This is a genomic window from Peribacillus glennii (assembly GCF_003429105.1).
In the GTDB taxonomy this organism is placed as follows: domain Bacteria; phylum Bacillota; class Bacilli; order Bacillales; family DSM-1321; genus Peribacillus; species Peribacillus glennii.
Window position 1 is genome coordinate 1 of the sequence record NZ_QVTD01000021.1, and the last position, 25149, is coordinate 25149.

Below are 25149 nucleotides of genomic sequence, written 5' to 3' on the forward strand. Positions count from 1 at the left end.
TGGTAGTTGGGGGTTCTCCCCCTGTGAGAGTAGGACATCGCCAAGCCACTCATTTTTATAGTAGAAGGTCATAGGAACAAATCCTATGACCGAATCAAAACCTTAGGATTGTTCCTAAGGTTTTTTGCTGATTTTTAGAACGAGTGGATACTTTAAAAAGCTAGTTTTAGTGGGAGGAATAGACATGACGAAAGGTAAGAGAAATTCAAAAAACGAAATCATTCTCATTCTTTTGGTAACTGGATACTAGGTCAAAATAAGTCCGATAACACCACTAAAACATATGTATGTATACTTTCTCAGTTTTACAATGGCTAAATGTTGATATAAGTGAGATTGACTCAAGAGATGTGCAAGCTTATATGGACTTTTTGGATAGATCAAAAAGAGTGCGGGCACAATGAAAAACACTATGTTGCAATTACAATGCTCTCAAGGTTTCTTGGAAATCGAGATATTGTTTTAAACATTGACCGAAAATTAAAAGAAAAGAAGGATGAAATTCCGGAATCACTTGGAAAATCGCAACAGGAAGCTCTTGTAAAGGAAGTAGAGGATGAAGGCAATCTGAGAAATATAGCTATTGTCTATACACTGCTGCATATAGGGATCCGTTTTTCTGAGCTATGTAATTTGAATATCAGTGATATTCAAGAAGAGGAAGGCAGACAGTTTGTCATTGTTCGGAATTCAAGAGGAGAATAGACAGGGTTATTCCGCTATCAAAGGCTGCAAGTAAAAGCATCAGTATTTATAGGGAATCTTTGAAAAAAAATTCAGAAGCATTGTTTGTTTCAAGTGTTAATCAGCGCGTGACACCAAGAACCGTGGAATACATGCTTAATAAATATGATGTACATCCCCATAAATTGAGACACACATTTTGCCAAAATCTATTTGATAACAGAATCCATATCGAAACTGTATCAAAATTAGCGGGGCACTAAGAATTAAATGTAACAAAACGGTATGTAAGGGATACCGACAAAAAACAGATTGGGCAATCCAAAATACCTTTGATAATGTCAAATATGGACATAAAAATCGGATAAATGAAATTAACCCCTTTAAGCGGACATTCAAAAAAACCTTCATGATACCATGGAGGAAAGAATGTACCAGAAGGGGGGGTATTTAGACAAAAAAAAAGGGAAACACGTTATACAAGAATTTAAATAAAAACCAGTGATAATATAATGGATCACAAAGATAATATAATGGATCACAAAATTAGAAAGTATTAGCTCACGAGTTAGGGATTGGGTGATGTACATAACTTAAGGTGTGGGTAAAGAAAAGGCAAGCCGGCAAAAAAGGCTGCGGGAACACCTATGGGAATGCATTTTGTGCATCCGGAATTCGGACGTCCCGGTTTAACCGATTGCTAAAACTGCCATATCCTCCGTTTGGCGACAAGAAGTCGATGTGAGTATATCTTTCTTTGCAAGGGCGTAAGAGTAAGACGTCGCAAATCATACATAGATAACCGGCCGGGTAGGCTGCTCTTTATGTGACTATGGTGGTGCATTGATGAAGAAAAATGGGTACTCCGAGTTTGATTAGATTATACAACTGTGCATGAGTATATGTTTATCAAAAAAATCGGAATATTACTTTGTAACAAAATAAAAAAAATAGTGCAGTCACATGAGCTGCACTATCAAATGAAATGTATAAGATAATCAGGTTTCCTAATTTGTTTCTTTGCGATTACCACGAAGCCTTTCCTTCCTGAAGCGCCCTGATGGCTTCAACCGAATCTGGGTTTTCCAGAGATGAAACATCTCCGGACGGTTGGTTTAGATAAGCGGACTTAATAACGCGGCGCATGACTTTGCCATTCCTTGTCTTTGGAAGCTCGGAGATGAAGTATATTTCCTGCGGCTGCAGTGATTTGCCAAGATGCTTTACAACAAGCTGATAAAGCTCTTTTTTTAATGATTCATTCCCGTTTGATCCCGGCGTCAAAACGACAAAACATACGCCCGTTTCACCTTTCACATTATCAGGTATCCCGATTGTCGCGGCTTCAATCACCAGTGGGTGCTCAACCAGGGCTGATTCCAGCTCAGCTGGTCCGAGTCGTTTCCCGGCAACGTTAAGGATATCGTCCGACCTGCCGGTAATCGTCCAAAATCCTTGTTCATCCTTGATAACCCAGTCCCCATGTACCCAAGTATCTGGCCATCTCTCCCAATAGGTACTTTCATATCGGTCATTTTCATTCCAGAAACCGTTTGTCATCCCGACAAATGGCTTTAAGATTACCAGTTCGCCCACTTGATTGATTACGGAGGAACCGTTTTCATCATACACATGCACATCCATTCCAGGAATCGGTGAATTGAATGTAATTGGTGAAATTGGCTTCAGTAATACATTTCCTAATATCCCTCCGGAAATTTCCGTTCCTCCCGAGTAGTTCATGATTGGTATTAGCCTTTTACCTACTTTTTCAAATAGCCACATCCACGGTTCCGGATTCCACGGTTCACCGGTTGAACCAATTGCCCTTAAGCAGGATAAATCATGTTTGTTTACCCATTCGGTTCCGTATTTCATTAAACTGCGCACGAGTGTAGGGGAGATGCCTAATTGTGTAACTTTATGGTTGCTTATGAGCTGCCAAATGCGATCCGGTTCAGGAAAATCCGGGGTTCCTTCATACAGGAGAATGCTTGCTCCATTGACGAGTCCGCCGAACACCAGGAACGGCCCCATCATCCAGCCCATATCGGTGAACCAGAACAAGGTGTCCCCACGTTTTACGTCCATACATATTCCTGCATCAAAAGCTGATTTTATCGGAAACCCAGCATGTGTATGTACGGCTCCCTTAGGTTTGCCTGTAGTGCCTGAAGTGTAGATTAACATGAATGGATCATTGGCATTTGTCTCAACAGTTTTGAAAGAGCTTTCATTTTTGGGCAGTTCCGCCCATTTCATATCCCGCCCGTTAATCCACGGTACTTGCCTGCCTGTACGTTCGATCACAATAACTTTTTCGATTGTCGGGGACAGGGCTGCTGCGCGGTCTGCTTCCTCTTTCATGGGGATGATTTTTCCGCGGCGATAATAGCCATCGGCAGTAATCAACACTTTTGAACCGGAAGCAGTAATCCTGGTCGCGACTGCATCGGCACCGTAACCGGAAAAAGCCGGGGAAAAAATTGCACCGATTTTGGCGATGGCCAATAACGCTATTACAGTTTCAGGAATCATTGGCAAGTATAACGTAACCACATCGCCTTTATTAATTCCTAATGAATGTAAGCCTACTGCTGCTTTCGATATTTCCTTGCTCAATTGTTCAAATGTATAGGAAATGTTCGTTCCATCCTCGCCTTCCCAGATTAGCGCTCTGGAGTGTTTAGTTTCATCCCTGTCCGCCCATTTATCGACTGCATTTTGTACAATGTTCATTTTACCGCTGGTAAACCACTCTGGATATTTAATGCCTTTTGATAGATCAACTGTTTTTTCATAGCTTTGTGTCCAAACGATATCAAGCTCTTTCACAACTTCGTCCCAAAACCAGGATATATCATCAATAGACTTCATGTACAATGAATTATAATCTGGCAAACCAAGCTTTTTGATCCATTTGTACATGCGTGTTTCTTTCATATGTTCCTCTTTAGGAAACCAGACGGCTTTAGCAGATGACAAACGATAGACCTCCCCGAATGTAATAGATTCATACAGTTAAGTTAAGTTCATTATATAATAATCAGAAAAGAATGAAAAATAACTCACTGTCTAAAATTAGAGAGGCACTGTACGAGGCTAGGGCTCGAATTCTTGCTATTTATGAAAAATGGCATAGCTTTTCGTCTCCTGAATCCAAGGTTTTGCGTCATTGCATTCTGTGTCGGCCGTCCAGACGTCGCTATTTGTTAAGCCTTTACTCTTCCTTAGCCATGTGAGTAGATTCGCATTATAAATCGGATTCTCATCACTGAATCCTTCTGGGTGATTGGTGATTTTTTTCTGGTCAGCATTCGCTGCCGTTATTTTATATAGTGATGCTGAAGGTGTCTTCTCTGGTTCATTGAACCAGTCGGCTTCTTTCACTCTTGAAGCTGCTAAATGATTGTCGTCAAATCAGGCAGAGTCTAAATCCGGAAATCCCGGTGGAGTCAATTCCGCTGTCTGATAAGCAGGAACATCGGCTGCTTTCAATTTTTTGTTTTTGATACCAAAGACAATCCTGCCGCCTCCTGCAATATATCCGAGTGTATTTTTAGCAGGGGGCCACACAGGCGGTGTTACATGTGTAATGATCTCGTCCATACGGAAAAATACTTGCCTGTACTCGATGACGCATAACATATTGCTGTCCATTGACCAGGAGGCCGTTGGTGCACAATAAAAGAAATCCATTTATGATCAGGAGAAAAGGCAAAGCTTTTTGCATTTATTGAAATGATTTCTTTTTCGTTTTTAGAAAGGCTGTTAGGGATTTTAAAAAATTTCTTACCCGGAAGGACGGAATTCTGCTGGGCCGGTATTTTGTAAAGAACAGGGTTTGTCCACCATCAGGATGCTAGTCTGCTGAAGCGGAGGCGATAAATCCCTTTCCGTCCGGCAGCCATTCATAATCGTCCACCCCCAAACAAACATTATTGAAATTATCAAAGGTTGCCGTTCCGAATAAACGCAGCTTGAATGGATTCTTGCCCTTGAGTTTCAAAAGCAGGAAAAACCATTGCCATTACTAAGATGAGGATCGCTTCTTTCATTTTTTTACTCCATTATACATGCCTTTTGACAGGAAACTAACGGTTAGTATTAGATGTTTTTGTAATAAATAGAAAAGCGGTTCAGGCAAAAAAATTTCGCACAGATAAACGAAGTACTATAATATCGGATGGAGACGGATAAAATATTGGCAACGGGAGGGCTTTAACATGGCAAATGAAGTAATTTTAAATGGCACAGTGCTTAACGTGACAGGCTATAAAGAACAAATTGCCGAGGGGAATGGTGCACACCGGATCAGCTTTGATTTTCAAGTGAAAAGCAGTGAATATCACGCGATTACTACGTTGCTTTATGAAGGATCTTTTGATGTGAAAGTTCCGGAAAGGTCGCTGGAATTCAGAGGGTCGATTTCAAATTATTATACTTCAGTGACAGATCTGTATAAAGAAAATGAAGTAGGCAGCTTTCATTTGGAGCTGATTGAAAAAATGTAGCGCAATATCGGGGAGAACTTCACGGTGAAGTTCTCTTTTTTTGATGTTGTAGCCATGCAGCTGTTAATTTTGCGAATGTTTTTTAAACCAATTTTTATAGAAAAGAATAATGATGAGGAGGAATATCAAATATAAGACACAGCCCATGATTACTTTAGGGAATGAAGACAAAATTTGCCCCCCAGTGTATGCTACAAAAAGAGTCGGTGGGACCTTTCCAATTGCAATTGCAGATATGTATGTCATAAAGGCTATGCCTGCTATGCCCGAATAGATATTTACAACAGGAGGAGGGATAAATGGGATTGTCCTTGCGATAAAAATCGCAACAAGCGCATTTTTTTGAATCATTTTCTGGAATTTATTAATTCCTGTAAATCGTTTCAGATAATGCCTAAAGTAACCGGTGAAAAAAAATCGTGCCAACAAAAAATAGATAGCAGAAGAAACGACACTTCCAAACCAGTTGACCATCGCCCCGATAACAACTCCATGTTTCGCGCCCATAATCCCTGCAAAAAAAGTAAAGGGGATAATCGGGATTGTTGCAATAAGAGCAGACAAAAGAAACATAAGCGGAAGATGGGAATTATCACTATCCTGGATCCAAATTAAAATGTGTTCTCGATTGATAAAACCGACTGTAATAACTATCACATATCCGAGTAAAATCATCCATTTTTTCATGAAAACCCTCTCCGAGCTTTAATATTTCACACCTAAGTTTGGGTACAATCCATATGTAAAAGCCTTTATTCTCCCAAAAAAATAAAATAAGCGTTAATATGAATAAAAAAAATTTTTACAATATGATTAGTATCTATCAGTTGAAGTCGAAAATACATCTTAATAAACAATCCTGGGTAATGCCCTCCTTTTTGTCTTATTGACTATTCGTTTTTACTCCAAAAGTGGATAATGGTATCGTCAGGCCAGAAACCGGAATTCTGAGACGAAGATCTAACTTTATTAAGTAATCAATTTTTGATTATTATGGTGCCATGTCGAATTCCGATTCCTGTCAAGAATTGATTATCATTCATCTCAGCAGTACTTTAATGAAGAAATCAGGACAAAATTTCAACTATACCATAAAAGCAGAGCAGCCAAATGATGAATATTTTTATAAAGGAGTAAATGACCAGCCATTCGGCCAGGAAACTGAATCCAATTAATAGAATCAATCCGTAATTTAAATGAATTTATCACGGAACTTGCCCTAGTGGCAGCAACAGATGATGGCAAGATTATTGGACATATCCTTTTCAGTATGATTATTGAAACCGATGAAGGAATCAAATCAACGCAGGGGCTAGCGCCTCTTTTTGCCATCCCTGCCTGGCAAAAAAAGGTCCGCTCTCGTAATGAAAGGTTTGGAGATCTATAAAGAAGTGGGGTTTCAACATGTGGCAGTTCAGTGGACATCCGGATTTCTATCCAAAATTCGGTTTTATCACATCCAAAGAAAAAGGGATGGGATCGCCATTTCCAGTACCGGATCCTGTTTTCGGGTTTGTGAGTTAACGGAAGATTTTTTGACGAATGACAGGGTGATTTATCCCCGATCATTTGATAGTGTACAAATAAACCCCCAGCTATGGAATTTAATAATAGAGGATGACATCAATTATTCCAAAAACACTTCCCATTAATATGAAGCCTGCCAACTTTTGTTTTATAGGATAAAGGAGTCCATTGTCGAAGGAGAGAATAAATAGGGAGTAAAGCCGAACAAAAAGGGGCCCTGTAATGATAGAAATCGGAAAAAGAATTAGAACGATCAGGCTCGTCAAAAAAATGAACCAGGCAGAATTGGTAAATGGACATTTTTCCTTAACCTATTTAAGCCGGGTTGAAAATCAACGGATAAAACCGTCCGATAACTTTATACAATGGGTGTCGGAAAGGCTGCAGGTTCCTGTGAATTTAATTGTGAATGCAAATTCAGACCTTTGTTTGAAAGAAATCGATAGATTGATAGAAAAAGGCATGCAGCAGGAATTTACTGAAGAGGAATTATTATTCCTGCAGCTGGAAGCCCAGGAAGTTCATGAAGTGATCGATTACATTAAAATTTACTGGCTCTTGCTAAAATATTATCTTGACCAGAAACATGATTTTTCGAAAGCAAGGGAAATAGTTGAAAAGTCAAAAATCCACATCCCTGAATATGTTGATCAAATTTCCCATGCAAGTATTTTTCATTACTATATGTCCTGTGGCATGGTTTGTTTCCAGGCACAGGATTATGGAAAGGCACATCAATATTACTTGCTGTGTGAAGCTTTTATAGATCTTGTGGACAGGGCGGACATGGCGAAATATTATCATAAGCTCAGCCAGGCAAAACGCTTTATTCATGATGATATGACGATAGCCCTGCACTATGCTGAAAAAGCATATGAGTTTGTCATGGAATTGGATGATGTAATGTTAAAAATGGATGTTCTTGTCCATAAAGGAATCCTTCATTTAGCTTTGAAGCAGTATACAAAGGCAAAACAATGTTTGACAGAAGGGCTGGAAATCGCAAGAAAAATCCATGATCAAGAATCCGAGGCGTTGATTTATTATCATTTAGGAATTGGCTGCAGGGATGTCCAAAAATATGATAAGGCCATTGAATATTTTGTAACATCTGAAAGAATAAATGAAAAAATTAGACCGGGAAAGAACCTGGCAGATTGTTATTTAAGCCTGGCGGAGGCGTATAAGGAAAGAAAAGAATGGTTTACAGCCCGCAGCTACCTGGAAAAAGGAATCCTTCTGACAATGGAGCAAGAGCTTCACGTTAGTTTTATAGAGATGGGCTGTTTGAAAGTTCATGTAAATAAAGAAATGACGGGCGATTGGTCGAACTATGAAAAAGATATAAAGAATATCCTCGAGTATTGTAATGAAAAAAAACAGACTGGGATACGCAACAAGATAGCTTGCGAGCTTGCGGATTACTACTATGAAAGAAAGTCTTTTAGAAAGGCGGCTGAATATTATCGAATGGCTGCAGGGAAAGGGTAGTATACAATGCTGATTAGTAGCGGTGCCTGACGTTTGTTAATTAGTTAATCGGCAGGAGTGTTAGATAGTAAAATGATAAAGAAAAAGTTAATGTTATAAAGCGAAAATCCGCCTCAATTTTACGTCTTATATATTACATTCATTCAGGGTTATCCTTACCTTATGGATGGAAAAAGGATGGAGGAAAACCGGATGGAAATAGCTAAGGGAGTAGAGATACTAGAATTAAAAATAGAGGCGTTTGGAACCAGGACCGTATTAAACCCTGTTTTAGTATGGGATGAGAATTCCGCGATTCTAATCGATTGCGGAATGCCAGGCCAGCTTGGGGACATCCGCTCTGCCATGGAACAAGCCGGAGTGTCCCTGGAAAGATTGACGGGTGTGGTCATAACCCATCAAGACCTTGACCATATCGGCAGCCTTCCAGCACTACTAAAGGAAGTGGGCAAAACGATACCGGTCTATGCACATGAATTGGATAAACCCTATATTGAAGGGGCGCTGCCATTGATCAAAACGGACCCGAAAAGGATGAGCAAAGAACAATGGGAAGCGCTTCCCGAACCCGCCAGGGCCTTCTATGCCAATCCTCCAAGCGCATCGGTGGATAAAATACTGTCTCATGGGGAGGAATTGCCCGTTTGCGGAGGAATAGAAATACTCCATACACCGGGGCATACGCCGGGTCATATAAGCCTTTATTTGCACAAAACGAAAACAATGATTGCCGGTGATTCAATGGTTTGTGTAAACGGTACATTATTCGGACCTGTCGAACAGACCACTCCTGATATGGCAACCGCGAAAGAGTCCATCAAAAAGTATTTGGACTATGACATTGATCACATCGTATGTTATCACGGCGGACTTGTGGATAAAGGGGTAAAAGAACAGCTCCTCGAGGTAGCCGTTAATTGGAAATCTGTGTCCAGCGGGAAATTTTGATTTTTAAGGAGCAGCTCCCCTTAACATTAAGAGTTATCAGGTCCGACCGAGCCCAATTTGTAGAAATAAACGGATTTAAGGGTGATAGGGAACAGTAAATAAACTAAGAAAGAGGGGTAGGCATCATGGGTTAAGACTCAACGTTTAACCCAAAATCGGCCATAAAATCCTCTGAACTTCATCCGGAAGTCGTGATGGATACAGTCAAGGGACTTACCACTCAAGAAGTAAGAAAATAAGGCATGGGTTCCTAACACCTTATTTTTGGTTCTACATAAGCAAGGACAAAATCTTATACACTTCCACCATCCTAAGGGAGACATTTTCCTTAGGATTTTTTTCATCATCATGAACTGAATGATACGTTAATATACTTTAACAAGGGTCTAAATAACCAGGAAAGTAGGTGTGATGTGAGGGAACGAAGAAATAAGGGGATGTTTTTTTCTGGGCTGTTTGGCATTGTTTTTTTGTTACTAGTGGTACTGACATGGTGGAGCGGCGGGGAGGATGAGAAAAAACCAGGTAAAAAACCGGTGGAGGTAACAACAGAACAAAAGAAAGAAAAAGATCAAACAGTACCTACTTTTACAACAGAAGAATTGAAAGCGATTCCAAATGAGGATTGGATTACAAATGGCGGAAATATTTATAATCAGCGGTATTCTACATTAGATAAAATAAATGCATCAAATGTTGGAAATTTAAAAGGAAAGTGGATGACTCACCTGGGATCCGGGCTTGAATTCAAATATTCAGGGGAAGCTTCGCCAGTTGTCTATAATGGAGTAATGTATGTTATTACCGGTGCCAATGACGTTTCTGCTGTGGATGCGAAAACTGGCAAAATATTGTGGAAGTATGAAGGTAATCTGCCTGACGATTTGACTACGGTTTGCTGCGGATGGACCAGCCGGGGCGTCGCCATTGGAGAAGGGAAAGTTTTTGTCGCTAAATTAGATGCTACACTTGTTGCACTTGATCAAAAGACAGGAAAAGAGGTCTGGAGTACTAAGGTTGATGATTGGAAAAAAGGCTATACGATTACAAGCGCTCCCTTGTATTATAAGGGTAAAATTTACACAGGGATATCCGGAGGTGAGTACGGCATCAGGGGCCGGGTGACGGCATTTGATGCGGAAAAGGGTGAAGAATTGTGGCGCTTCTATACCATTCCAGGACCTGGTGAAACCGGACATGAAACCTGGCCTAGCGACAACGATTCCTGGAAAAGGGGAGGAGCTCCGGTATGGCAAACGCCGGCTGTTGATCCGGAATTAGGCACCCTTTACTTTTCAACAGGAAACGCAGCACCGGATTTAGACGGAAGCAAGCGAAAAGGGGATAATTTATTTGCAGCTTCCATTGTGGCCATCGATGCCGAAACAGGCAATTATAAATGGAACTTCCAGGAAGTCCACCATGATATTTGGGATTTGGATTCACCGAATCCGGTTGTGCTTTTTGATGTGGAAATGGACGGGGTTATGAAAAAGGGACTTGCGCAGGCCGGCAAGACCGGATGGGTATACATTCTGGACCGTACCAATGGAAAGCCGTTAGTAGGAATCGATGAAGTACCTGTCCCGCAAGACAAAAGGCAGGCAACTTCACCAACCCAGCCGATACCAAAAGGAGATCCATTTGTGCCCCAGGAAGTTACCAAAGATGATATCAAAAAGGATGCTCCCGGATATAAAGGTAAATTCGGCAAAATTTTTGATCCGTATTGGGAGGATCCGCTTCTTGTGAAACCTTCCGCATTTGGAGGAGCCAACTGGCCGCCATCTGCTTATAATCCGGAAACAGAATATTTTTATGTGCTCGGGAATGACACTTATATGTCCTTTACAAGAAGTGAGCAAGAATATAAAGAAGGGACTGCATACTGGGGAAGCATCATCGCACCGGTTATCGAAGCACCAGTCAGAGGAACAGTCACTGCCATTGATGTGAAAACCAATAAAATTGCCTGGCAGCAAAAATGGGATTCAACCGCATACAGCGGCGTCTTAACCACAAAGGGCGGCCTCTTGTTTGTCGGGCATAATGACGGCAGGTTTATAGCCTATGATGCAAAAAACGGCAAGCAGCTGTGGGAGTTCCAAACCGATGCCGGGGTAAACGCACCTCCTGTCACTTACGAAATAGACGGCGTCCAATATATCACAGTCCTGGCGGCTGGTAATTCTTTAGCAGGATCAAAGCATGGCGATTCACTATGGACATTCGCGCTCGATGGTAAAATGGAGCCGTTAAAAGAAAAGGCAAAAGCCGATAATCCGGAGGAAGAGAAAGAAGAGGAGAAAGAAACTGTCGCTAGCGCCAATGAGGGCCTGAAGGTATATGAAGGAAATTGCCTGGCGTGCCACGGTACTGCGGGGGCAGACGGCCATAATGGCCCTAACCTGCAAAACAGTGAAATTGCCAAAGAAGCTTCAAAAGTAATCGAAAAAGTAAAATCCGGCGGAACCACAATGCCTGCCTTTGGGGAAGAACTGTCAGAAGAAGAGATAAATAATGTAGCCGCTTACATCACAGAGGTGGTAGCAAAGAAAAAGGAATAAAAATCGTTAGGAGGAAACCCAGTAACGGCTGGGTTTCTTTTACATGTAATGGGTATTTTAGTTATATTCTCTGTTTGGAAATATCCCGGTATGGCGATCGAATCTGTCGATACGCATTGCAATTTCATCAAATGTATGGAAAAAACCTTTTTATTTTTGAAATGTGTTATGCCATTATTTCACTTGAACGAGAATCAAGCAGTTTTACTGGAAGATTTCATGTTAAAATGAGGGTAAAGCAAAAAACTCTTTAAAGGATGGAACCTCATGAAAAAGTTTGCGTGGATTTTAACCGGGATTGGCGCCTTGATGATAATAGGGAGTGTGCTTTATCCCTTGGATGTTATTAATAAAACTACGTGCCTGATTATGCTTTTGGGCGGATCGGGGATTATGTTTGTAGGCTCGATGATCAGAAGTTTCTCGTTGCTGAAAAAATGAAGGAAAGCTTGTTAAAGTACTAAGTTAATACCCCTTTTTTAAGGATGGACAAACACTGTTACCATATCTCTTCCTTTCATAACTTATATAAAAGCCATGAAAGGAAGAGATATGGTTGTTTGGTTTTTCAATGGTTTAAATGGTCCGTACTTTTACGGACAAGCTGGAATAGCCTTTACGTGAAGAAATCCTATATAAACCGTTCAAATGCACACCGTGTGTTTTGTATAATCTTTTCGAAGGATTTATTTAAAGGAGAAAAACGCTTTTCCCTTATCATTGAATTTGAAAAGGGCTGCTTTGTTGGTATGTCATTAAGCAGTAATCCCCAGCCGTTTCGGGACATCATCTCTTGTATTGGCGGTTTTTTTGTCGTCTAATGCCCCACTGTTATAACCTGATCGGTAATGCCGGGACTTGCGATCGTGTTTGGTTCTGGACCTGAATCTATAATTGATGGCTTGTCTTCTTGGATAAAACATTTTTATCTGTATAAGTGGTGCAACTATGTCTGTGTCTTAAGCCTTTAACAAAGCTCGCCATGCGGTGAGGATTCTCATGTTTGACGCTTATTAGGAGAGATATAGTTACTTCTCGTTTTGGTTGTTTTCTTTTCCTTTTGGACTGCGAACATCCGGCCTTGCTATCGTCAGATCTTCCGATGCTTCTGTACGATATCTGGCATTCGTTTGCCTCTGGTTTCGATTCTCGTTTGTTTCCCGTCTTCTTCCTCGTGCTCTAGGCACAACGCGATGGTAGAAATACTCGTAAATCGCTACACCGGCAGCGGCAAGTATTGATGCAGTCAAGAGATCATCTTCAAATGTTATATTCAGGCTCATAAACCAAACAACTAGAAACGCCAAACCAAAATCCGAAATGGTAGCAGTCATATTATTCGTCCGGCGATACAGGAACAGATCCCCCAACATATAGCCGACAGCACTTAAAACGATAGAAATAGTCAAAACATCCATTATGGAGTAATTAAAAAATAGACCAAGAATAATACCAAGAACAACCAAAGTCGACAAAAACTTAATAAAAAAAGCAATCACATGCCTCATTTGCTCATCTCCTTTTCATCTAATTTGCACCAACACTTAGGAGAAAATTCATATACAAAAAAAAGAATCTTAAGAATGGGGTCAGTCCCCCAATGCTTTAAAGCGTTACTACCCTGGGGGACTGACCCCCAGTTCTTTAAAGCGTTAAACTAGTGGGGGACTGACCCCAAAAGGAGAAAAATTTCATGAACAGCCTAGATGCTTTGTTACAGACGTTTATTTCCAAAGGGAAAATTTATTCAAGTAAATTGGCAGCCCATTTCGATTGGCAGCAGGGCGGTAAGCATTTGATTGTCGCAACGTCAATCCTTGATAAAAGGTATATTTTGTTGAAAGAGAATGAAAAAATCGATTTGCCTATGCATGGTAACAATTTGTATTTTTATGAGGTAGTAAAAGGGTCCCCACACAACCAGACTTTTTATAAAGGAATCATAAATCATACAGAGGAAGCTGATTGGCTAGGGGAATTTTCCTTTATTTTGACCACCGGGCAGTTTAACACAAAAAAAGACAGAGAATTACTGGAAGCAAACTATTCAAACTTTATATTTCTGCATGACCAGCCTGCTGAGAGTATCAATTTTTTAAAACTTGATTTCCGCCTTGGCTTTAACAATCAAAATGGCCAATGGGGATTCAGTTGGGTTGAACATGATCATCCGTTTTACAAGAGCGATGGACTTCTTTGTCCACGCAAAAATTGCATGACAGAAGGTCTAGGAGTAATATGGGACCGAAAAGAAGAAGTGGACTTGATTATGAAGAATATCCTGCTGATCACTCGGAAATTTGGTGAAAAAAGTTATTTCCAAAATTATCCCACTGCTAAAAAGTTTATGGATGATTTTTTAGGCATCATGAAAAAAATCGCGGATAAAACGATGAAGCCTAAGGAAATGAATGATTGGAGCTCTTTTGCTTTGTCCAAGTTCAGTATTACTTAATAGATGGAATGGGCGATAAAAGCCAAAACATTATGTACATACCTTTGACATATCCAAGGCCTTGGTTGATTAACAGCGTGGCACGCAACTCAGTAATGCCCGCTGGGATAAAATTAATCAGCATGGAACGTTAAAATATTGAATCATGTTTTTTCGTCATAGATCGCCCTGCTATTGGAACAATATAAACAACTCATCTATTTGGGGGTGTTTTTATGGGTGGAGATCAAAAAAAGTCAGCAATTGACGCCGGTCAACCATTAATGACAACCGGCACAACTGAAGCTGGTTTTGATTGGAGTCCCGGCAAAAACAAGTCCGCTGCATTTGAAAGCAACCACTTACGCAGAAACGGGCTGATAAGCCGCATTGGATCAGATAACATTAGTTTAAGCCGTAACAATCTGATTGGAAGGGGCGGCAACGGCAGCATATAACAATGCATTATAAGCGAAAATCCAATTCGATGGATAGCAAGGAAAAAGGCAAAATCATACAATCAGAAACTTTGTTACCGCGTGCAGTATCCCAATCCTCACAATATTGTTAAGTTGTTTTCGCTGCATTAAATAATCATTTCAACATTGATAATGGGTACAGATAGGGATTGTTAACGAATGGTGAACAACGTCGCTGCGTATCCAGAACAAAAATATCCTCCAGTTTTAGCAACATGACATGAAACTGGAGGAAACCCCTAAAGAACGGCTATCCCTGCTATCTGCCTCTAAAATCCACTTTGGAATCTGCCCGGTCACCTGAGCACGCTTCTAAATCAAAACACATATACTTCATACCATAAATAAGCTAGTGATATGGGGATGAACGTATGGTGAAGTGGATTGATGTTTCCACAAGTAAACATCAACTAAAACTTTTTGATGCCAGCAGGTTGATAAAGACATACCCAATTGCTGTTGGAAAAATTTTAACTCCAACACCTGCTGGAAACTATAAAATAATCAATAAGCAACCTAATCCCGGCGGTCCCTTCGGAGTGCTTTGGATGGGTTTGTCAAGACCTCATTACGGTATACACGGCACAAACAATCCTTCATCTATTGGGAAAAATGTGTCACATGGCTGTATTCGAATGCATAATCATCATGTTGTAGAACTTTCATCGATGGTTCCTATAGGAACAAATGTTTATATTCATAAGTGAGTTGTTTTTTTCACCGTTGAGCGTTACCTGGAAAAAAAACTATACGTATAGCAAAAAGCTTATTAGGAAAATTAAAAGATCCCCCGTTGTACTGGCCCTTGCTCATCAGCAGAATTCTGAATAAAAACACACTCCGCTTGCCGTGTCAGGTTTGTTGGAGTGTGTTTTTTATTTGATCATCTTTTTTCTAACTGTTCAGTCATCAATTGCACGTTATTTAAATCTGCTTGAACTGTGAAGTTGTTTCCTGAAGTCGTTACTTGAATACTGGATAAAGTACCGGTTAACTTACCATTCTGTCCTTGCAACAATTCATTAAGTTGAGATTGATTTTTTACTAGAATAGCTTTTCCGTTTTTAAAATCTTTGAAACCATATTGTTTATAAAAGAATTGACCTGTCTGTAAATCATAGAACCCTTTTACATTTTTCAAATCTCCAGTGAAGGTAAATGTAGTGGCGGCATTATCTTTTTTTACTGATTCCACTATCAACGGGCCAATCTTGTCACCTTTATCTAAACGATTCAAAAAATCACTTTTATTGTCCTTGTGATTGAATTGTTGGTGCCTATCATATTGATGTTCCCACGGTTTGTGCCGCTGATATATTGATTCTCTTCCTTATGAGAGTCCGAATGTGCACAGGCCAAAGTAGGAACTGATGATCCGATCAAAGTTGCCATGGCAATTCCTGCAGTGAACTTCTTAAGCTTGTTTACGTTCATTGTCAGCACCCCTTGTTGTGTAAAATTTGTGCCTTAAATTCGGCACATAATGCAATTACCCGATGTACTCGAGATAAAACAGGTGATAAAGAATTGTTAAGATATTAATGAAGTTGTTATTGTTGCAAAATTTTTAATAATTATATTCAATATGTTTAAAAGCAAACTGAAAAAAAGACACCTGTTAAAGTGTCTTTTTTCGGTATATAAAAGAATCCAGTTATCCGGTTACAAAATGGGGGAAGAAAATAGGTGCACTGTACATTAACCAATCACTTTTTTCCTGCATTGATTCTTTTTCAAGATAAAAGAGTTGCCTCACATTCATTCATACATTTTCCTACCAGATGAATAATCCGACAACCATTGCACTTAAAAGTGAAACAGCCATTCCGCTCACAAGTAGTTTCCAAACATTTTTTCCTATAATTTGCGATTTTTCTTCATCAACGACGGAATTAAACGTTCCATAAATCATACCAACCGTACTAAAATTCGCAAATGAGGTCAGGAAGGTGACCGCAACCGCCACTGTATGCGGGGCCAATGCTTCAATTTTATCCTTTAAGTCCAGCATCGCCACAAATTCATTTGTAGCAAGTTTTATTCCCATTAATTGAGCGACATACATGGCATCATGCCCGGACAAACCGAGCAAGTACGCGAACGGGCTAAAAATAATGGAGAAAATTTTCTGAATGGTCAAACCGTTAACAAAGAATCCTAAAATTCCATTCAAACTAGCTGTCAGGGCAACATATCCGATTACCATTGCCGCGATGACAATTACCATCCGGATTCCAACGAGCATACTGTTCGAGATTGTGGAAAAGAAATCTTTGCGCTCCCCTTTTTCCGGCACATAAACAATATCTTCCTCTTTGCCAACCTCAACAGGATTTAACATATTCGCAATTAATAAAGCATTTAAACAATTTAAGGGGATTGCTATAAATACATAGGTCGCTGGAACCATTGATAGGTAGGCTCCAATGATGGACCCGCTGATACTGCTCATACTCATGATTCCGAACGTCAGTAAACGCTGTTGATTTAAGACACTGAGCTGCTGACGGAGAACGGCAAGTGCTTCCGTATTTCCTAAAAACATCATTTGGATGGAAAAAAAGCTCTCAAGTTTTGGCAACCCTGACACTTTTGCAATTACCCAACCCACTTTGTCAATAATCCAAGTTAGTATGCCGAAGTACGATAGAATATCAAAGAAGGTAATAATGAAAATGATGGGCATCAAGGCGCTAAAAAAGAAATCGACCTGTTCGTTAGCCATGGCAGAAGGAAAGACGAAAGAAATGCCTTCATTCGCACATGAAATAAGCCATGTAAAGAAAGCAGCGATTTGATTGATGACCCAAGTACCTATTTTAGTCGATAACATAAACCAGGTAATTAGGAATTCAACCACCAATAAGATCAATATGAATTTCCATTTTACATGTTTTTTATTGGGTGAACATAAGTAAACGAGACCAATTACAACTAATACTCCAATTGTATTCAAAAGCAAATACATGGTCATGACCTCCTCTGGTTATTATGCCCTGTTGTATTTTTGTATACATACAAACCCCTTATTTTCCCCAAGTTCAGCCGAGTGACAGCAAGCATGGGATTTTCTATAGGGTAAGAATTCTTTTTGGAATTCCTTTTAGTGGTGGAAATGTTTTATATACATGCTAAACCTCGTTCATGACGTGAGCCTTCATGATTTCAGGCTTGGTTTCGCCATATTCGACAAAGTTCAGAAAGACCTCAAAGTAACGGACGTGGGAGGCCTGATGGATTTTTAGTTCTAGTTCTTCGGGATGGTAGGGGTAGAAGGGGGATAGATACTCGAAGTTTATAGCTATCATGAAATTGTCGGTCACATAAAAATGAAGAACTAATCGCTGAGCTGGCTATGCTGGTTCATCCATGATAGTTTTTTCTTAAATTTTAATCATAATTTTAATCATAATATTAGTAGGAGATGAAGTTACTATGCCATGTTTACGCATAATGGGTTATTTTAAGGAAAACGGAATTTAAGGACGTTACAAAAACTTAAAGCTATCTTGTGTTTGAACGGCCACGAATGCCATAATAAAATCCCCTTCAAGTATAGTGTAACACCCATACAATATGGAGGGTTTTACACTGTCTACTTAACGGGGATAATATCAGTTTAGAAGGGCTTGCAATGATTATAAATTTTCATACCATGCTTTTTTGTCGGATTGAAAATGGAAAGTTTGATTGCTTAGTGAAACAAAAACCCTGCTTATCCGGAAAACTGCCAACCTCTAGAACCCTTTTTTGCTTCAGCTAAATAGTTAACATCTTTTTCAAACCATGTCTTGTCCCAAATCTCGATTTTGTCGGGAGCAACCATTTTAATATCGATTTCATAAGTTGTTCCAGCAATTTCTCCCACAAAATACACATGTTTCGTGCCATCGAAAAATTCATGAGTGCCACTATATTGGACATTTGTAAAGTCAAGTCTTTTTAATACACGATCAAATTGTTCATTCAATGGGGCACCTCCTTTCGTTTCCTCTATTTTTTAAAAATTTCCTTAATATTACAGATTTAAACACTAATTTGACAAAATAAGACAAAAGTTTGGTTTTTCCTGTAGTGAAACAAGTGTCTTTTGAATGGGGGCGAGGAATTGGACATAATCATCTACGCCATCAAAATCCATACCGTCAGCGGGAGCTTTGACTTCAGTAGCGAAAATAGTAGATGAAAGTTTTTCGAGAAGGTATTGAAGGAGTCGTGCAGAAAGTTAATGACAATTCTGTAATTATTAAAATCACCAAAAATGAAACGGATTTACATTTTAATGGAGATGTAACGGTAATTAACTATTAAAACTATATCTTACAATAATACAAAACCTATGTCATAGTAGATAAATTTAGAGGACAAGCCCTCGAAATTTCCAAAAGTGAATTGGAGGAAGGGTGTCACTTTTGTCTAACTAGACATAAAAAGGAATTCCATAATGACTACAATCACTTTTGCCAATAACCAAAAGGAATTGGATCGTAAAATCAGCAAATAACACAAGACCCATCAACGACTCAATCCTGAAAATACAGTCGAGATTTCTTACTTGGATCCAAAACTAACGATATTCACTTTCTTCCCCGTCACACCACTCAATTATTAAATGGAATACAGATCATAGGAAATTAAATGACGACTTACAAACACAGATAAGCGGGGGACTGAAAAAGAGGTGTAAATGTGGCGAACAAAAACAAGTATCAATCTGGAGACAAGGTAACAATAAAAACATCTGATGAATTTGTAACAATAAATACATGGCTTTTTATCAAAAACATGAAGCAGTATACTTATACTATAAAAGAGCATCCATCAACTTTTTACTTCGAATATGAATTAGTTAAAAAGAACTAACAAGAAAAAAATTGTTATAAATTACCCATATCTGCAATAAGTATGTTAAACTGTAAATAACCTTTGAAGTTTTAAACTTTTTATTTTACCTGTACCATCACCCTACTTGCTTGTTGAGTAGGGTTTTTTATTTAAGTTTATAAAAACAAAAAAAACAGGCTCCTTGATGGAGTCTGTTTTTTTTGTTTTATCAAAATTAAGCTTTTTGAACGTTAGCAGCTTGAGCTCCACGAGCACCTTGCTCAACATCAAACGTAACTTTTTGACCTTCGTCTAATGATTTGAAACCATCACTTTGGATAGCAGAGAAGTGAACGAATACATCGTCTCCACCTTCACGTTCGATAAATCCGAAGCCTTTTTCTGCATTAAACCATTTAACTGTACCTTGTTCCATATGTGTTTCCTCCTAGTGCATAACGCACAATGTATTACTATCCCTGCCCAAAGTGATCATCAAGACGAAAAGTCGATACTTATACTATCCTTTACACCGAACAAAAATAATTCTTATTAAGAATAACAGGAAATAGATAAAATTGCAAGTCCATTGTTATGGAAGAAAATAACGAAGAAAGAAACCATTGCCCCCGTAGAGAACTGACCCCATAACATGAGACAAAACAAAAACACCTTTACGTTGAAAAACGGGTATTGAACCTTAAAAACAACTTGGAGGTGTTTTTACTTTGGGCACAAGAGTCAGTTATCCGGCAGAAGTAAAATATCAGGCAGTTAAAATGAGACTGGCAGGGATTCCTTTAAACAAATCATGGAACGATTGAATATTAAAACAAAACACAATTGATGACTTGTATTAGAAAATCGATTCTTAAAGCAACAGATTGAAGTTTTAAAAAAGTACAAGGAATTGGAAGGGAAGTGGTTCCAGAAGCAGCAGTAAATCTGGTGGAGGAACTAAAGGCAACGATGACAGTTGTAATAATCAGTCTTTTTTTTGTTGCTTGTTAAGCTGCTTGTTATGAAGTTTTGATAGGAAATTAAGTGCGAGAAATGAACCAATTAAAGTTAACGACAGATCCCTTTGTGCATCCCACATACTTCCTTGTGTACCTGAAAAATTTCTAGATTCTTTTCCACCCTTTGTTTTTAAACAAAATAACCATTCAATTATTTCATAGAGGGAACCGGTTGCCAGAGAAATACTAATAATAATGGTAAATAACCAAGGTCCTCTAATTAACGGTGTTTGCCTTAATAAAACTTCCCCGTTAACAAATGACCAAAGCGATCATAGTGATTTCGGTTTAAATCAAAAGTGTGTTTTATCCAATTAAATAGAGGAACCCTTGAGTATGTGTAATGACCGCCGATAAACATCATGATTGCCAGAACAATGTATATTCATAATCTATATAGCTTACTTTTGTAGTAATTCATCCAGTTTCTTATCAATCTGTTTAAACTTTCTTTCATAGTGTCGGTATGTTATGTAACCTGTAATTGCTTTTGCCAAGAAAAACAAAGCAGCGGCAACCGCTATAAGGAAATAGTTATTTTGAAAACCACTTAAAAATTGATTAATTTCTTGCATCGAAATTTCAACTCCTTGCCATATCTATGTCCCAAAAATTTAGTCTTTATTCTCTATCTGGGTCTTCACAGTATAGATTGGGAATGGAGGATAACGGTAGGGTGAAACCTATGGAGGTCATGGAGTTTGTTTCACCTGAAGCTCACAAGGAAGAATATCGGAAATCTAAACCCATAACTGTGGATGAGGCAGGGATTTTATTTACTTCAGGCCGGAGCTAAAGTGCGAGGCCAAATTGAGGAATTTCACGAAGGCCGGATTGTTAAAGATACCATTTTTACATTTTAAAATTAACGAGTTCATTGATCTAGGAAGGATTAAGGCACTTTTTTAATTAAGTAAATTATTGAATATGCCATTTGAAAAATACCATAGGCAGCCAAAGTACTGGCTGCTCTTTAATCAATGTCAAACTAATTCTGTTAAGAGATTAGCTGTTTTTATTTCCTTGGTTGTTATTGCCTTGGTTGTTTTTGTTTTTCCTCATTCCCAACAACCCGGGTAAACCAAGAAGCCCGACCCAACCCCAATCGATTAGTCGCTTTTCAAATTCAATAGTCATTTAATAACCGATAATAAAACTATAGGTGGGCTATGTAATTACCCGCCATTTTTTACGTTATTTGATTTATTCCATAAATACCAGGTGAGTGAGATTTCTTTAGTAAACAAAATGACATCAGTTTTAGGAACCAATTTTGACCGCTAATCCCATCAATTTTCAAATCTCTTGCCCTTTATCTTTTCTATGATTTCATTAAGGTCATCCGGCCGATGAAACTCAATCGGGGATACGCCTTTTTCAAACGTAATAGATTCAGCCTCGACCACCAGCACATATCGGCCGTTCACTTTTCCTAAATGCAGGTTGTGGCCAAAGTCGGCCAGTAAACCTTTGACGGTTGTTTCACCCATCTTCATCTGCAATTGGGCTTCGGGGGAATGCTCAATGATCTGGGCGGCCGCTTCCACTACTTGATGGGTATCCAACTGTTCACGGATTTCCCTTTTTTCGCTTGCTTCCCATATCTCCAAATCTTCCTCAAATTGCTTCAGCTCTTCACTATTGTCTTCGAATGTTTCATATACATGCTCCTGGACCATGTTCATGACTTGAGCCTTCATGATTTCAGGCATGGATTCGCCATACTCTACAAACTTCAAAAAGTCCTCAAAGTAACGTGCGTGGGAGGCCTGATGGATTTTCAGATCAGCTTCTTCAACCATGCCTTCTTCAGGCATGTAGGGATATTGAATCGACTTCATATTTTTGGTCGTGATGGCCATTTCCACGTTGCGGATCAACGTGGATTCATCAGATATGGAAGCCACCTTTGGTTCAAAATCGCATTTCATGATAAACACGAACGGCTCATCGAAATACTTAGTCAGCTTTGCAGTGGCAACTAAAAAGACTCCGCCCCGAACAGCACTTGTGTCGATGTACGCACGCACGAATTGTTCACTTTCTTCCTGGAACGCTTCCTTTGTTTCAGAGAGCCGGACCCGATTGAAGAGGTTGTAATTTGGGTTGGAGTCCAGCTCATGGCCTTCTTCAACTATAAAATGGCCGATTTTCGTTGGTACCTGTTCGGCTTTCGGGTGGCGGTCAACTTTCCGTTTTGATATTTTCATAAGTTCCCCGTCCAGGAAATTCCTTAAAGGGCTGTTTTCATAATCTTCCGTGTCCAACGTTTGGAAATGCTTGTATCTTTTATCGGCTTGGTCACCCTTGCCCTCTACTTGAATGACATAAAAGGATAGAAATGTAATTGAAAAATCCATGGAATCACCTGTTTCTTCATATTCAACTTTTCTAGTATAGGAAAGGAAAAATGAATCGTCAAACCGATTTTTTTACATAATTGTTTTACGGCTGGAATTGTGGATAAAATTTAGATAAAACCAACAAATAAAGGAGCCTTCAATGAAAATCATTGTAATAGCTGATACACATATGCCCAAGCGTGGAATGAATCTTCCTGAGAAATTGATTGAGGGGCTAAGAGACGCAGAATTGATTATCCATGCAGGAGACTGGCAGAAATTGGAGGTCTATGAGCAGCTTGTGCATTACGCTCCGGTTGAAGGAGTATTCGGTAACGTGGACGGGGAGGAAATTAAACAAAGATTTTCAGAAAAGCGGCTTTTAGAAATAAAGGGTAAGAGAATTGGAATTGTCCACGGCCACGGACAGAAGGGGACGACTGAAAAACGGGCAATCACCGCATTTGCTGATGAAAGTGTCGATATGATCATCTTTGGACACTCGCACATCCCGGTAAAGAAGGAAATAAACGGCGTGCTATTATTCAACCCGGGTTCGCCAACGGACAAAAGGAGGCAGCCTAAGTTCTCATATGGCGTAATTTCCGTAGATGGCGACTTACAAGCCGAGCATGTGTTTTTTGACAGCAAAGAGTAATACGTTTGATTAAAGAACAACAAAGATTAAAGCCGCCTGTCAGAGGCGGTATTTTTTAAAAGGATAAATTGACGAGTATGACCATGACTCTAAAAGAGAACAATCTGATTCCTCTTCCAATATAATGGGTTTGTTTGGAGGGGGGAGATTTCTTCGCGAAAACCTAAGTTATACATAAATATTTCCCCGTTTTACTCATCAGATACTTGGTGCAGGCAAGGAAAATTGTACCTTTCAGCCCATACATAATAGGGTTCCATTCTCCTTAAACTAACCGAAAATCATGTTGTAGGGGGATTATTTTTCATGGCTTCGGAAAAAGACCAGGCCTGCGGGTCTGATAAAGGCAACTTAAAATGGTGGCAGCTTTCACTTTTGGGAGTCGGCTGTATAATTGGAACCGGATTTTTCCTTGGATCCGGAATCGGCTTAAAAAAAGCCGGACCTTCGATATTGCTTGCTTTCCTTGTGGCTGCCTTCGCAACATATGTAGTGTTTGACGCCCTTGCAAGGCTTACGGCCGAGCATCCGGAGAAAGGCTCCTTTTTCGTCTATGCCAAACATGCCTACGGCAATTGGGCAGGTTTCAGCAACGGCTGGGTATATTGGTCTTCAGAAACTTTGATCATGGGCAGCCAGTTGACCGCCCTTGGTTTGTTTACCCGATACTGGCTTCCGCACATGCCCTTATGGCTTATGGCAACGATTTATGCAGTGCTTGGGCTTTTGGTCGTTTTCTTGGGAACGAAAGGCTTCGAAAAAGTGGAAAATGTGATGGCGGTAATTAAAATACTTGGGATTCTTATGTTTATCGTGATTGCGGCCTTAGCTCTATTCGGAGTATTCGGCAATCATGGAAAAAGACCGGATGTAACGATGGACTACCAATCGCTCTTTCCTACGGGCATGACGGGACTCTGGGCATCTTTGATTTATGCATTTTACACATTTGGCGGAATTGAAATCATGGGTTTGATGGCCACGAATCTTAAAGAGCCAAAAGACGGCCCCAAAGCCGGAAAGATCATGCTTATGTTATTGGCAATCATATATGTAATTTCCGTGGGGCTGGCGATTCTCTTGGTATCGTGGACTACATTCAATACAAAGGAAAGCCCTTTTGTGATTGCTCTGAGTGATTACCACCTTGCTTTTGTGCCGCATGTTTTTAACGGAATACTCATCATCGCAGGCTTTTCGACGATGGTAGCTTCCTTGTTCGCGGTAACCAACATATTGGCTACGCTTTCGGAAAATGGCGATGCCCCTATTTTTTTCTCCAAAAAAACAAAATTCAAAGTATCAGTGCCATCGCTGGGGGTGACTGCAGGCGGCCTTGCTGTATCAATTGTGCTGTCCCTGCTATTGCCTGATAAAATCTATGAACACATAACCACAGCCGCTGGATTAATGCTTTTATATACATGGATGTTCATTCTTTTTTCCTTTAATAAACTAATGAAGCTTAAATCATGGGATAAATTCAAGCGGTGGATTGGGCTCTTGTTCATTTTGCTCGCCATCTCAGGGACTTTGCTAGAAAAATCCAGCAGGCCAGGTTTTTTTATATCTTTGGGCTTTCTTAGTGCGATAGCTATTGCGACTCTAATTATGAGGCGAAAATGGAAAACAAATGAATCCTAAATCCCCAACGATTCATAC

The 25149-nt window shown here is 39.6% G+C and carries 29 protein-coding genes and 2 pseudogenes; 15 read left to right on the forward strand and 16 right to left on the reverse strand.

The features are described from left to right. The first annotated feature begins 426 nt into the window (after positions 1-426). Positions 427-705 carry a tyrosine-type recombinase/integrase gene (locus D0466_RS19915; RefSeq protein ID WP_158555974.1) on the forward strand — a complete coding sequence of 93 codons (279 nt, stop codon included), beginning with the start codon at positions 427-429 and terminating at the stop codon, positions 703-705. Positions 706-713: 8 nt separating this feature from the next. Beyond that, positions 714-947: a tyrosine-type recombinase/integrase gene (locus D0466_RS23730; RefSeq protein ID WP_407675658.1), complete on the forward strand. Its 234-nt coding sequence runs from the start codon at positions 714-716 to the stop codon at positions 945-947. Positions 948-1710: 763 nt separating this feature from the next. Here D0466_RS23730 and D0466_RS19925 read toward each other — a convergent pair. The 4 genes from D0466_RS19925 to D0466_RS22380 all read right to left on the reverse strand — a co-directional run bounded on the left by D0466_RS19925 (position 1711) and on the right by D0466_RS22380 (position 4693). Beyond that, complete coding sequence (locus D0466_RS19925) at positions 1711-3627, reverse strand: AMP-binding protein (protein WP_117324340.1); 1917 nt, start codon at positions 3625-3627, stop codon at positions 1711-1713. 177 nt (positions 3628-3804) lie between these two features. Continuing rightward, on the reverse strand, positions 3805-4074 hold the full coding sequence (locus D0466_RS19930) for a hypothetical protein (RefSeq protein ID WP_117324268.1): 270 nt from the start codon (positions 4072-4074) through the stop codon (positions 3805-3807). A gap of 30 nt (positions 4075-4104) precedes the next feature. Beyond that, positions 4105-4344, reverse strand: a complete 240-nt coding sequence (locus D0466_RS19935) for a hypothetical protein (RefSeq protein WP_117324269.1) — start codon at positions 4342-4344, stop codon at positions 4105-4107. Between the two features lie 202 nt (positions 4345-4546). Continuing rightward, complete coding sequence (locus tag D0466_RS22380; protein ID WP_158555975.1) at positions 4547-4693, reverse strand: hypothetical protein; 147 nt, start codon at positions 4691-4693, stop codon at positions 4547-4549. A gap of 217 nt (positions 4694-4910) precedes the next feature. On the opposite strand from D0466_RS22380, the gene D0466_RS19940 reads away from it, so the two are divergent. Further along, complete coding sequence (locus D0466_RS19940) at positions 4911-5198, forward strand: DUF3219 family protein (RefSeq protein ID WP_117324270.1); 288 nt, start codon at positions 4911-4913, stop codon at positions 5196-5198. A 63-nt stretch (positions 5199-5261) separates the two neighbouring features. Here D0466_RS19940 and D0466_RS19945 read toward each other — a convergent pair whose 3' ends face one another. Further along, a complete protein-coding gene (locus tag D0466_RS19945) occupies positions 5262-5885 on the reverse strand; it encodes a TVP38/TMEM64 family protein (RefSeq protein WP_117324271.1) in 624 nt (207 codons plus the stop codon). Between the two features lie 535 nt (positions 5886-6420). On the opposite strand from D0466_RS19945, the gene D0466_RS22385 reads away from it, so the two are divergent. The 5 genes from D0466_RS22385 (at position 6421) to D0466_RS22630 (ending at position 12172) form a co-directional block, all read left to right on the forward strand. Beyond that, entirely contained in the window at positions 6421-6585 is a 165-nt protein-coding gene (locus D0466_RS22385) for a hypothetical protein (RefSeq protein WP_158555976.1), read from the forward strand. Between the two features lie 362 nt (positions 6586-6947). Then, positions 6948-8216 (forward strand): helix-turn-helix transcriptional regulator, encoded by a 1269-nt coding sequence (locus D0466_RS19950; RefSeq protein WP_117324272.1) that lies wholly within the window; start codon positions 6948-6950, stop codon positions 8214-8216. Between the two features lie 192 nt (positions 8217-8408). After that, positions 8409-9164: an MBL fold metallo-hydrolase gene (locus D0466_RS19955; RefSeq protein WP_117324341.1), complete on the forward strand. Its 756-nt coding sequence runs from the start codon at positions 8409-8411 to the stop codon at positions 9162-9164. 479 nt (positions 9165-9643) lie between these two features. Then, positions 9644-11731, forward strand: coding sequence for a PQQ-dependent dehydrogenase, methanol/ethanol family (locus D0466_RS19960; protein ID WP_233522765.1), 2088 nt, complete (start codon positions 9644-9646; stop codon positions 11729-11731). A gap of 267 nt (positions 11732-11998) precedes the next feature. Further along, positions 11999-12172, forward strand: coding sequence for a hypothetical protein (locus tag D0466_RS22630; protein WP_199484597.1), 174 nt, complete (start codon positions 11999-12001; stop codon positions 12170-12172). Positions 12173-12759: 587 nt separating this feature from the next. Here the strand turns inward: D0466_RS22630 and D0466_RS19975 are convergent. Next, positions 12760-13239, reverse strand: a complete 480-nt coding sequence (locus tag D0466_RS19975) for a YndM family protein (protein WP_117324276.1) — start codon at positions 13237-13239, stop codon at positions 12760-12762. A gap of 185 nt (positions 13240-13424) precedes the next feature. Between D0466_RS19975 and D0466_RS19980 the strand changes: the two genes are divergently transcribed. The 3 genes from D0466_RS19980 (at position 13425) to D0466_RS19990 (ending at position 15351) form a co-directional block, all read left to right on the forward strand. Then, positions 13425-14186, forward strand: a complete 762-nt coding sequence (locus D0466_RS19980) for a hypothetical protein (protein WP_117324277.1) — start codon at positions 13425-13427, stop codon at positions 14184-14186. A gap of 215 nt (positions 14187-14401) precedes the next feature. Then, on the forward strand, positions 14402-14623 hold the full coding sequence (locus D0466_RS19985) for a hypothetical protein (protein WP_117324278.1): 222 nt from the start codon (positions 14402-14404) through the stop codon (positions 14621-14623). Between the two features lie 392 nt (positions 14624-15015). Next, entirely contained in the window at positions 15016-15351 is a 336-nt protein-coding gene (locus D0466_RS19990; RefSeq protein ID WP_117324279.1) for a L,D-transpeptidase, read from the forward strand. 176 nt (positions 15352-15527) lie between these two features. Here D0466_RS19990 and D0466_RS19995 read toward each other — a convergent pair whose 3' ends face one another. The 5 genes from D0466_RS19995 to D0466_RS20015 all read right to left on the reverse strand — a co-directional run bounded on the left by D0466_RS19995 (position 15528) and on the right by D0466_RS20015 (position 18614). Then, positions 15528-15881, reverse strand: coding sequence for a hypothetical protein (locus tag D0466_RS19995; RefSeq protein WP_117324280.1), 354 nt, complete (start codon positions 15879-15881; stop codon positions 15528-15530). Further along, entirely contained in the window at positions 15878-16078 is a 201-nt protein-coding gene (locus tag D0466_RS20000) for a hypothetical protein (RefSeq protein WP_117324281.1), read from the reverse strand. The genes D0466_RS19995 and D0466_RS20000 overlap by 4 nt, the downstream gene beginning before the upstream one ends. Before the next feature lie 340 nt (positions 16079-16418). Continuing rightward, positions 16419-17612, reverse strand: a complete 1194-nt coding sequence (locus D0466_RS20005; protein WP_117324282.1) for a nucleoside transporter C-terminal domain-containing protein — start codon at positions 17610-17612, stop codon at positions 16419-16421. 163 nt (positions 17613-17775) lie between these two features. Further along, positions 17776-17952: a DUF3900 domain-containing protein gene (locus tag D0466_RS20010; protein ID WP_117324283.1), complete on the reverse strand. Its 177-nt coding sequence runs from the start codon at positions 17950-17952 to the stop codon at positions 17776-17778. A 407-nt stretch (positions 17953-18359) separates the two neighbouring features. Beyond that, positions 18360-18614: a hypothetical protein gene (locus D0466_RS20015; protein WP_117324284.1), complete on the reverse strand. Its 255-nt coding sequence runs from the start codon at positions 18612-18614 to the stop codon at positions 18360-18362. Positions 18615-18826: 212 nt separating this feature from the next. On the opposite strand from D0466_RS20015, the gene D0466_RS20020 reads away from it, so the two are divergent. Continuing rightward, complete coding sequence (locus D0466_RS20020; protein WP_117324285.1) at positions 18827-18955, forward strand: DUF2187 family protein; 129 nt, start codon at positions 18827-18829, stop codon at positions 18953-18955. 748 nt (positions 18956-19703) lie between these two features. On the opposite strand, the gene cspC is transcribed toward D0466_RS20020, so the two are convergent. Then, positions 19704-19904: a cold shock protein CspC gene (gene cspC / locus D0466_RS20025; RefSeq protein WP_092097212.1), complete on the reverse strand. Its 201-nt coding sequence runs from the start codon at positions 19902-19904 to the stop codon at positions 19704-19706. A 292-nt stretch (positions 19905-20196) separates the two neighbouring features. Between cspC and D0466_RS23160 the strand changes: the two are divergent. After that, positions 20197-20446 (forward strand): annotated as a pseudogene (locus tag D0466_RS23160) (IS3 family transposase); the annotation flags it as partial. A 7-nt stretch (positions 20447-20453) separates the two neighbouring features. On the opposite strand, the pseudogene D0466_RS20030 reads toward D0466_RS23160, so the two are convergent. From D0466_RS20030 to D0466_RS20035, 4 genes and pseudogenes are all read right to left on the reverse strand, one after another. Then, positions 20454-20872 (reverse strand): annotated as a pseudogene (locus tag D0466_RS20030) (DUF2238 domain-containing protein); the annotation flags it as partial. A 16-nt stretch (positions 20873-20888) separates the two neighbouring features. Next, complete coding sequence (locus tag D0466_RS22390; protein WP_158555977.1) at positions 20889-21062, reverse strand: hypothetical protein; 174 nt, start codon at positions 21060-21062, stop codon at positions 20889-20891. Positions 21063-21492: 430 nt separating this feature from the next. Further along, positions 21493-21624: a WGxxGxxG-CTERM domain-containing protein gene (locus D0466_RS22635; RefSeq protein ID WP_199484598.1), complete on the reverse strand. Its 132-nt coding sequence runs from the start codon at positions 21622-21624 to the stop codon at positions 21493-21495. 152 nt (positions 21625-21776) lie between these two features. Next, a complete protein-coding gene (locus tag D0466_RS20035) occupies positions 21777-22847 on the reverse strand; it encodes a DUF3900 domain-containing protein (RefSeq protein ID WP_117324286.1) in 1071 nt (356 codons plus the stop codon). A 142-nt stretch (positions 22848-22989) separates the two neighbouring features. On the opposite strand from D0466_RS20035, the gene D0466_RS20040 reads away from it, so the two are divergent. Beyond that, positions 22990-23487: a metallophosphoesterase family protein gene (locus tag D0466_RS20040; protein ID WP_117324287.1), complete on the forward strand. Its 498-nt coding sequence runs from the start codon at positions 22990-22992 to the stop codon at positions 23485-23487. Between the two features lie 306 nt (positions 23488-23793). Continuing rightward, complete coding sequence (locus D0466_RS20045; protein ID WP_117324288.1) at positions 23794-25131, forward strand: amino acid permease; 1338 nt, start codon at positions 23794-23796, stop codon at positions 25129-25131. Positions 25132-25149 lie beyond the last annotated feature (18 nt).

Excerpts from the sequence above, each read along its gene's own strand:
- D0466_RS19945 (WP_117324271.1), bottom strand. The coding sequence starts at position 5,885 with ATGAAAAAATGGATGATTTTACTCGGATATGTGATAGTTATTACAGTC.
- D0466_RS22390 (WP_158555977.1), bottom strand. The coding sequence starts at position 21,062 with ATGCAAGAAATTAATCAATTTTTAAGTGGTTTTCAAAATAACTATTTC.
- D0466_RS19915 (WP_158555974.1), top strand. The coding sequence starts at position 427 with ATGCTCTCAAGGTTTCTTGGAAATCGAGATATTGTTTTAAACATTGAC.
- D0466_RS19975 (WP_117324276.1), bottom strand. The coding sequence starts at position 13,239 with ATGAGGCATGTGATTGCTTTTTTTATTAAGTTTTTGTCGACTTTGGTT.
- cspC (WP_092097212.1), bottom strand. The coding sequence starts at position 19,904 with ATGGAACAAGGTACAGTTAAATGGTTTAATGCAGAAAAAGGCTTCGGA.
- D0466_RS19980 (WP_117324277.1), top strand. The coding sequence starts at position 13,425 with ATGAACAGCCTAGATGCTTTGTTACAGACGTTTATTTCCAAAGGGAAA.
- D0466_RS19935 (WP_117324269.1), bottom strand. The coding sequence starts at position 4,344 with ATGGACAGCAATATGTTATGCGTCATCGAGTACAGGCAAGTATTTTTC.
- D0466_RS19985 (WP_117324278.1), top strand. The coding sequence starts at position 14,402 with ATGGGTGGAGATCAAAAAAAGTCAGCAATTGACGCCGGTCAACCATTA.
- D0466_RS20005 (WP_117324282.1), bottom strand. The coding sequence starts at position 17,612 with ATGTATTTGCTTTTGAATACAATTGGAGTATTAGTTGTAATTGGTCTC.
- D0466_RS19990 (WP_117324279.1), top strand. The coding sequence starts at position 15,016 with ATGGTGAAGTGGATTGATGTTTCCACAAGTAAACATCAACTAAAACTT.
- D0466_RS19955 (WP_117324341.1), top strand. The coding sequence starts at position 8,409 with ATGGAAATAGCTAAGGGAGTAGAGATACTAGAATTAAAAATAGAGGCG.
- D0466_RS19940 (WP_117324270.1), top strand. The coding sequence starts at position 4,911 with ATGGCAAATGAAGTAATTTTAAATGGCACAGTGCTTAACGTGACAGGC.
- D0466_RS20035 (WP_117324286.1), bottom strand. The coding sequence starts at position 22,847 with ATGGATTTTTCAATTACATTTCTATCCTTTTATGTCATTCAAGTAGAG.
- D0466_RS22635 (WP_199484598.1), bottom strand. The coding sequence starts at position 21,624 with ATGACTATTGAATTTGAAAAGCGACTAATCGATTGGGGTTGGGTCGGG.
- D0466_RS19950 (WP_117324272.1), top strand. The coding sequence starts at position 6,948 with ATGATAGAAATCGGAAAAAGAATTAGAACGATCAGGCTCGTCAAAAAA.
- D0466_RS20020 (WP_117324285.1), top strand. The coding sequence starts at position 18,827 with ATGAAAGTTTTTCGAGAAGGTATTGAAGGAGTCGTGCAGAAAGTTAAT.
- D0466_RS19925 (WP_117324340.1), bottom strand. The coding sequence starts at position 3,627 with ATGAAAGAAACACGCATGTACAAATGGATCAAAAAGCTTGGTTTGCCA.
- D0466_RS22630 (WP_199484597.1), top strand. The coding sequence starts at position 11,999 with ATGAAAAAGTTTGCGTGGATTTTAACCGGGATTGGCGCCTTGATGATA.
- D0466_RS20045 (WP_117324288.1), top strand. The coding sequence starts at position 23,794 with ATGGCTTCGGAAAAAGACCAGGCCTGCGGGTCTGATAAAGGCAACTTA.
- D0466_RS20040 (WP_117324287.1), top strand. The coding sequence starts at position 22,990 with ATGAAAATCATTGTAATAGCTGATACACATATGCCCAAGCGTGGAATG.
- D0466_RS20010 (WP_117324283.1), bottom strand. The coding sequence starts at position 17,952 with ATGATAGCTATAAACTTCGAGTATCTATCCCCCTTCTACCCCTACCAT.
- D0466_RS20000 (WP_117324281.1), bottom strand. The coding sequence starts at position 16,078 with ATGAACGTAAACAAGCTTAAGAAGTTCACTGCAGGAATTGCCATGGCA.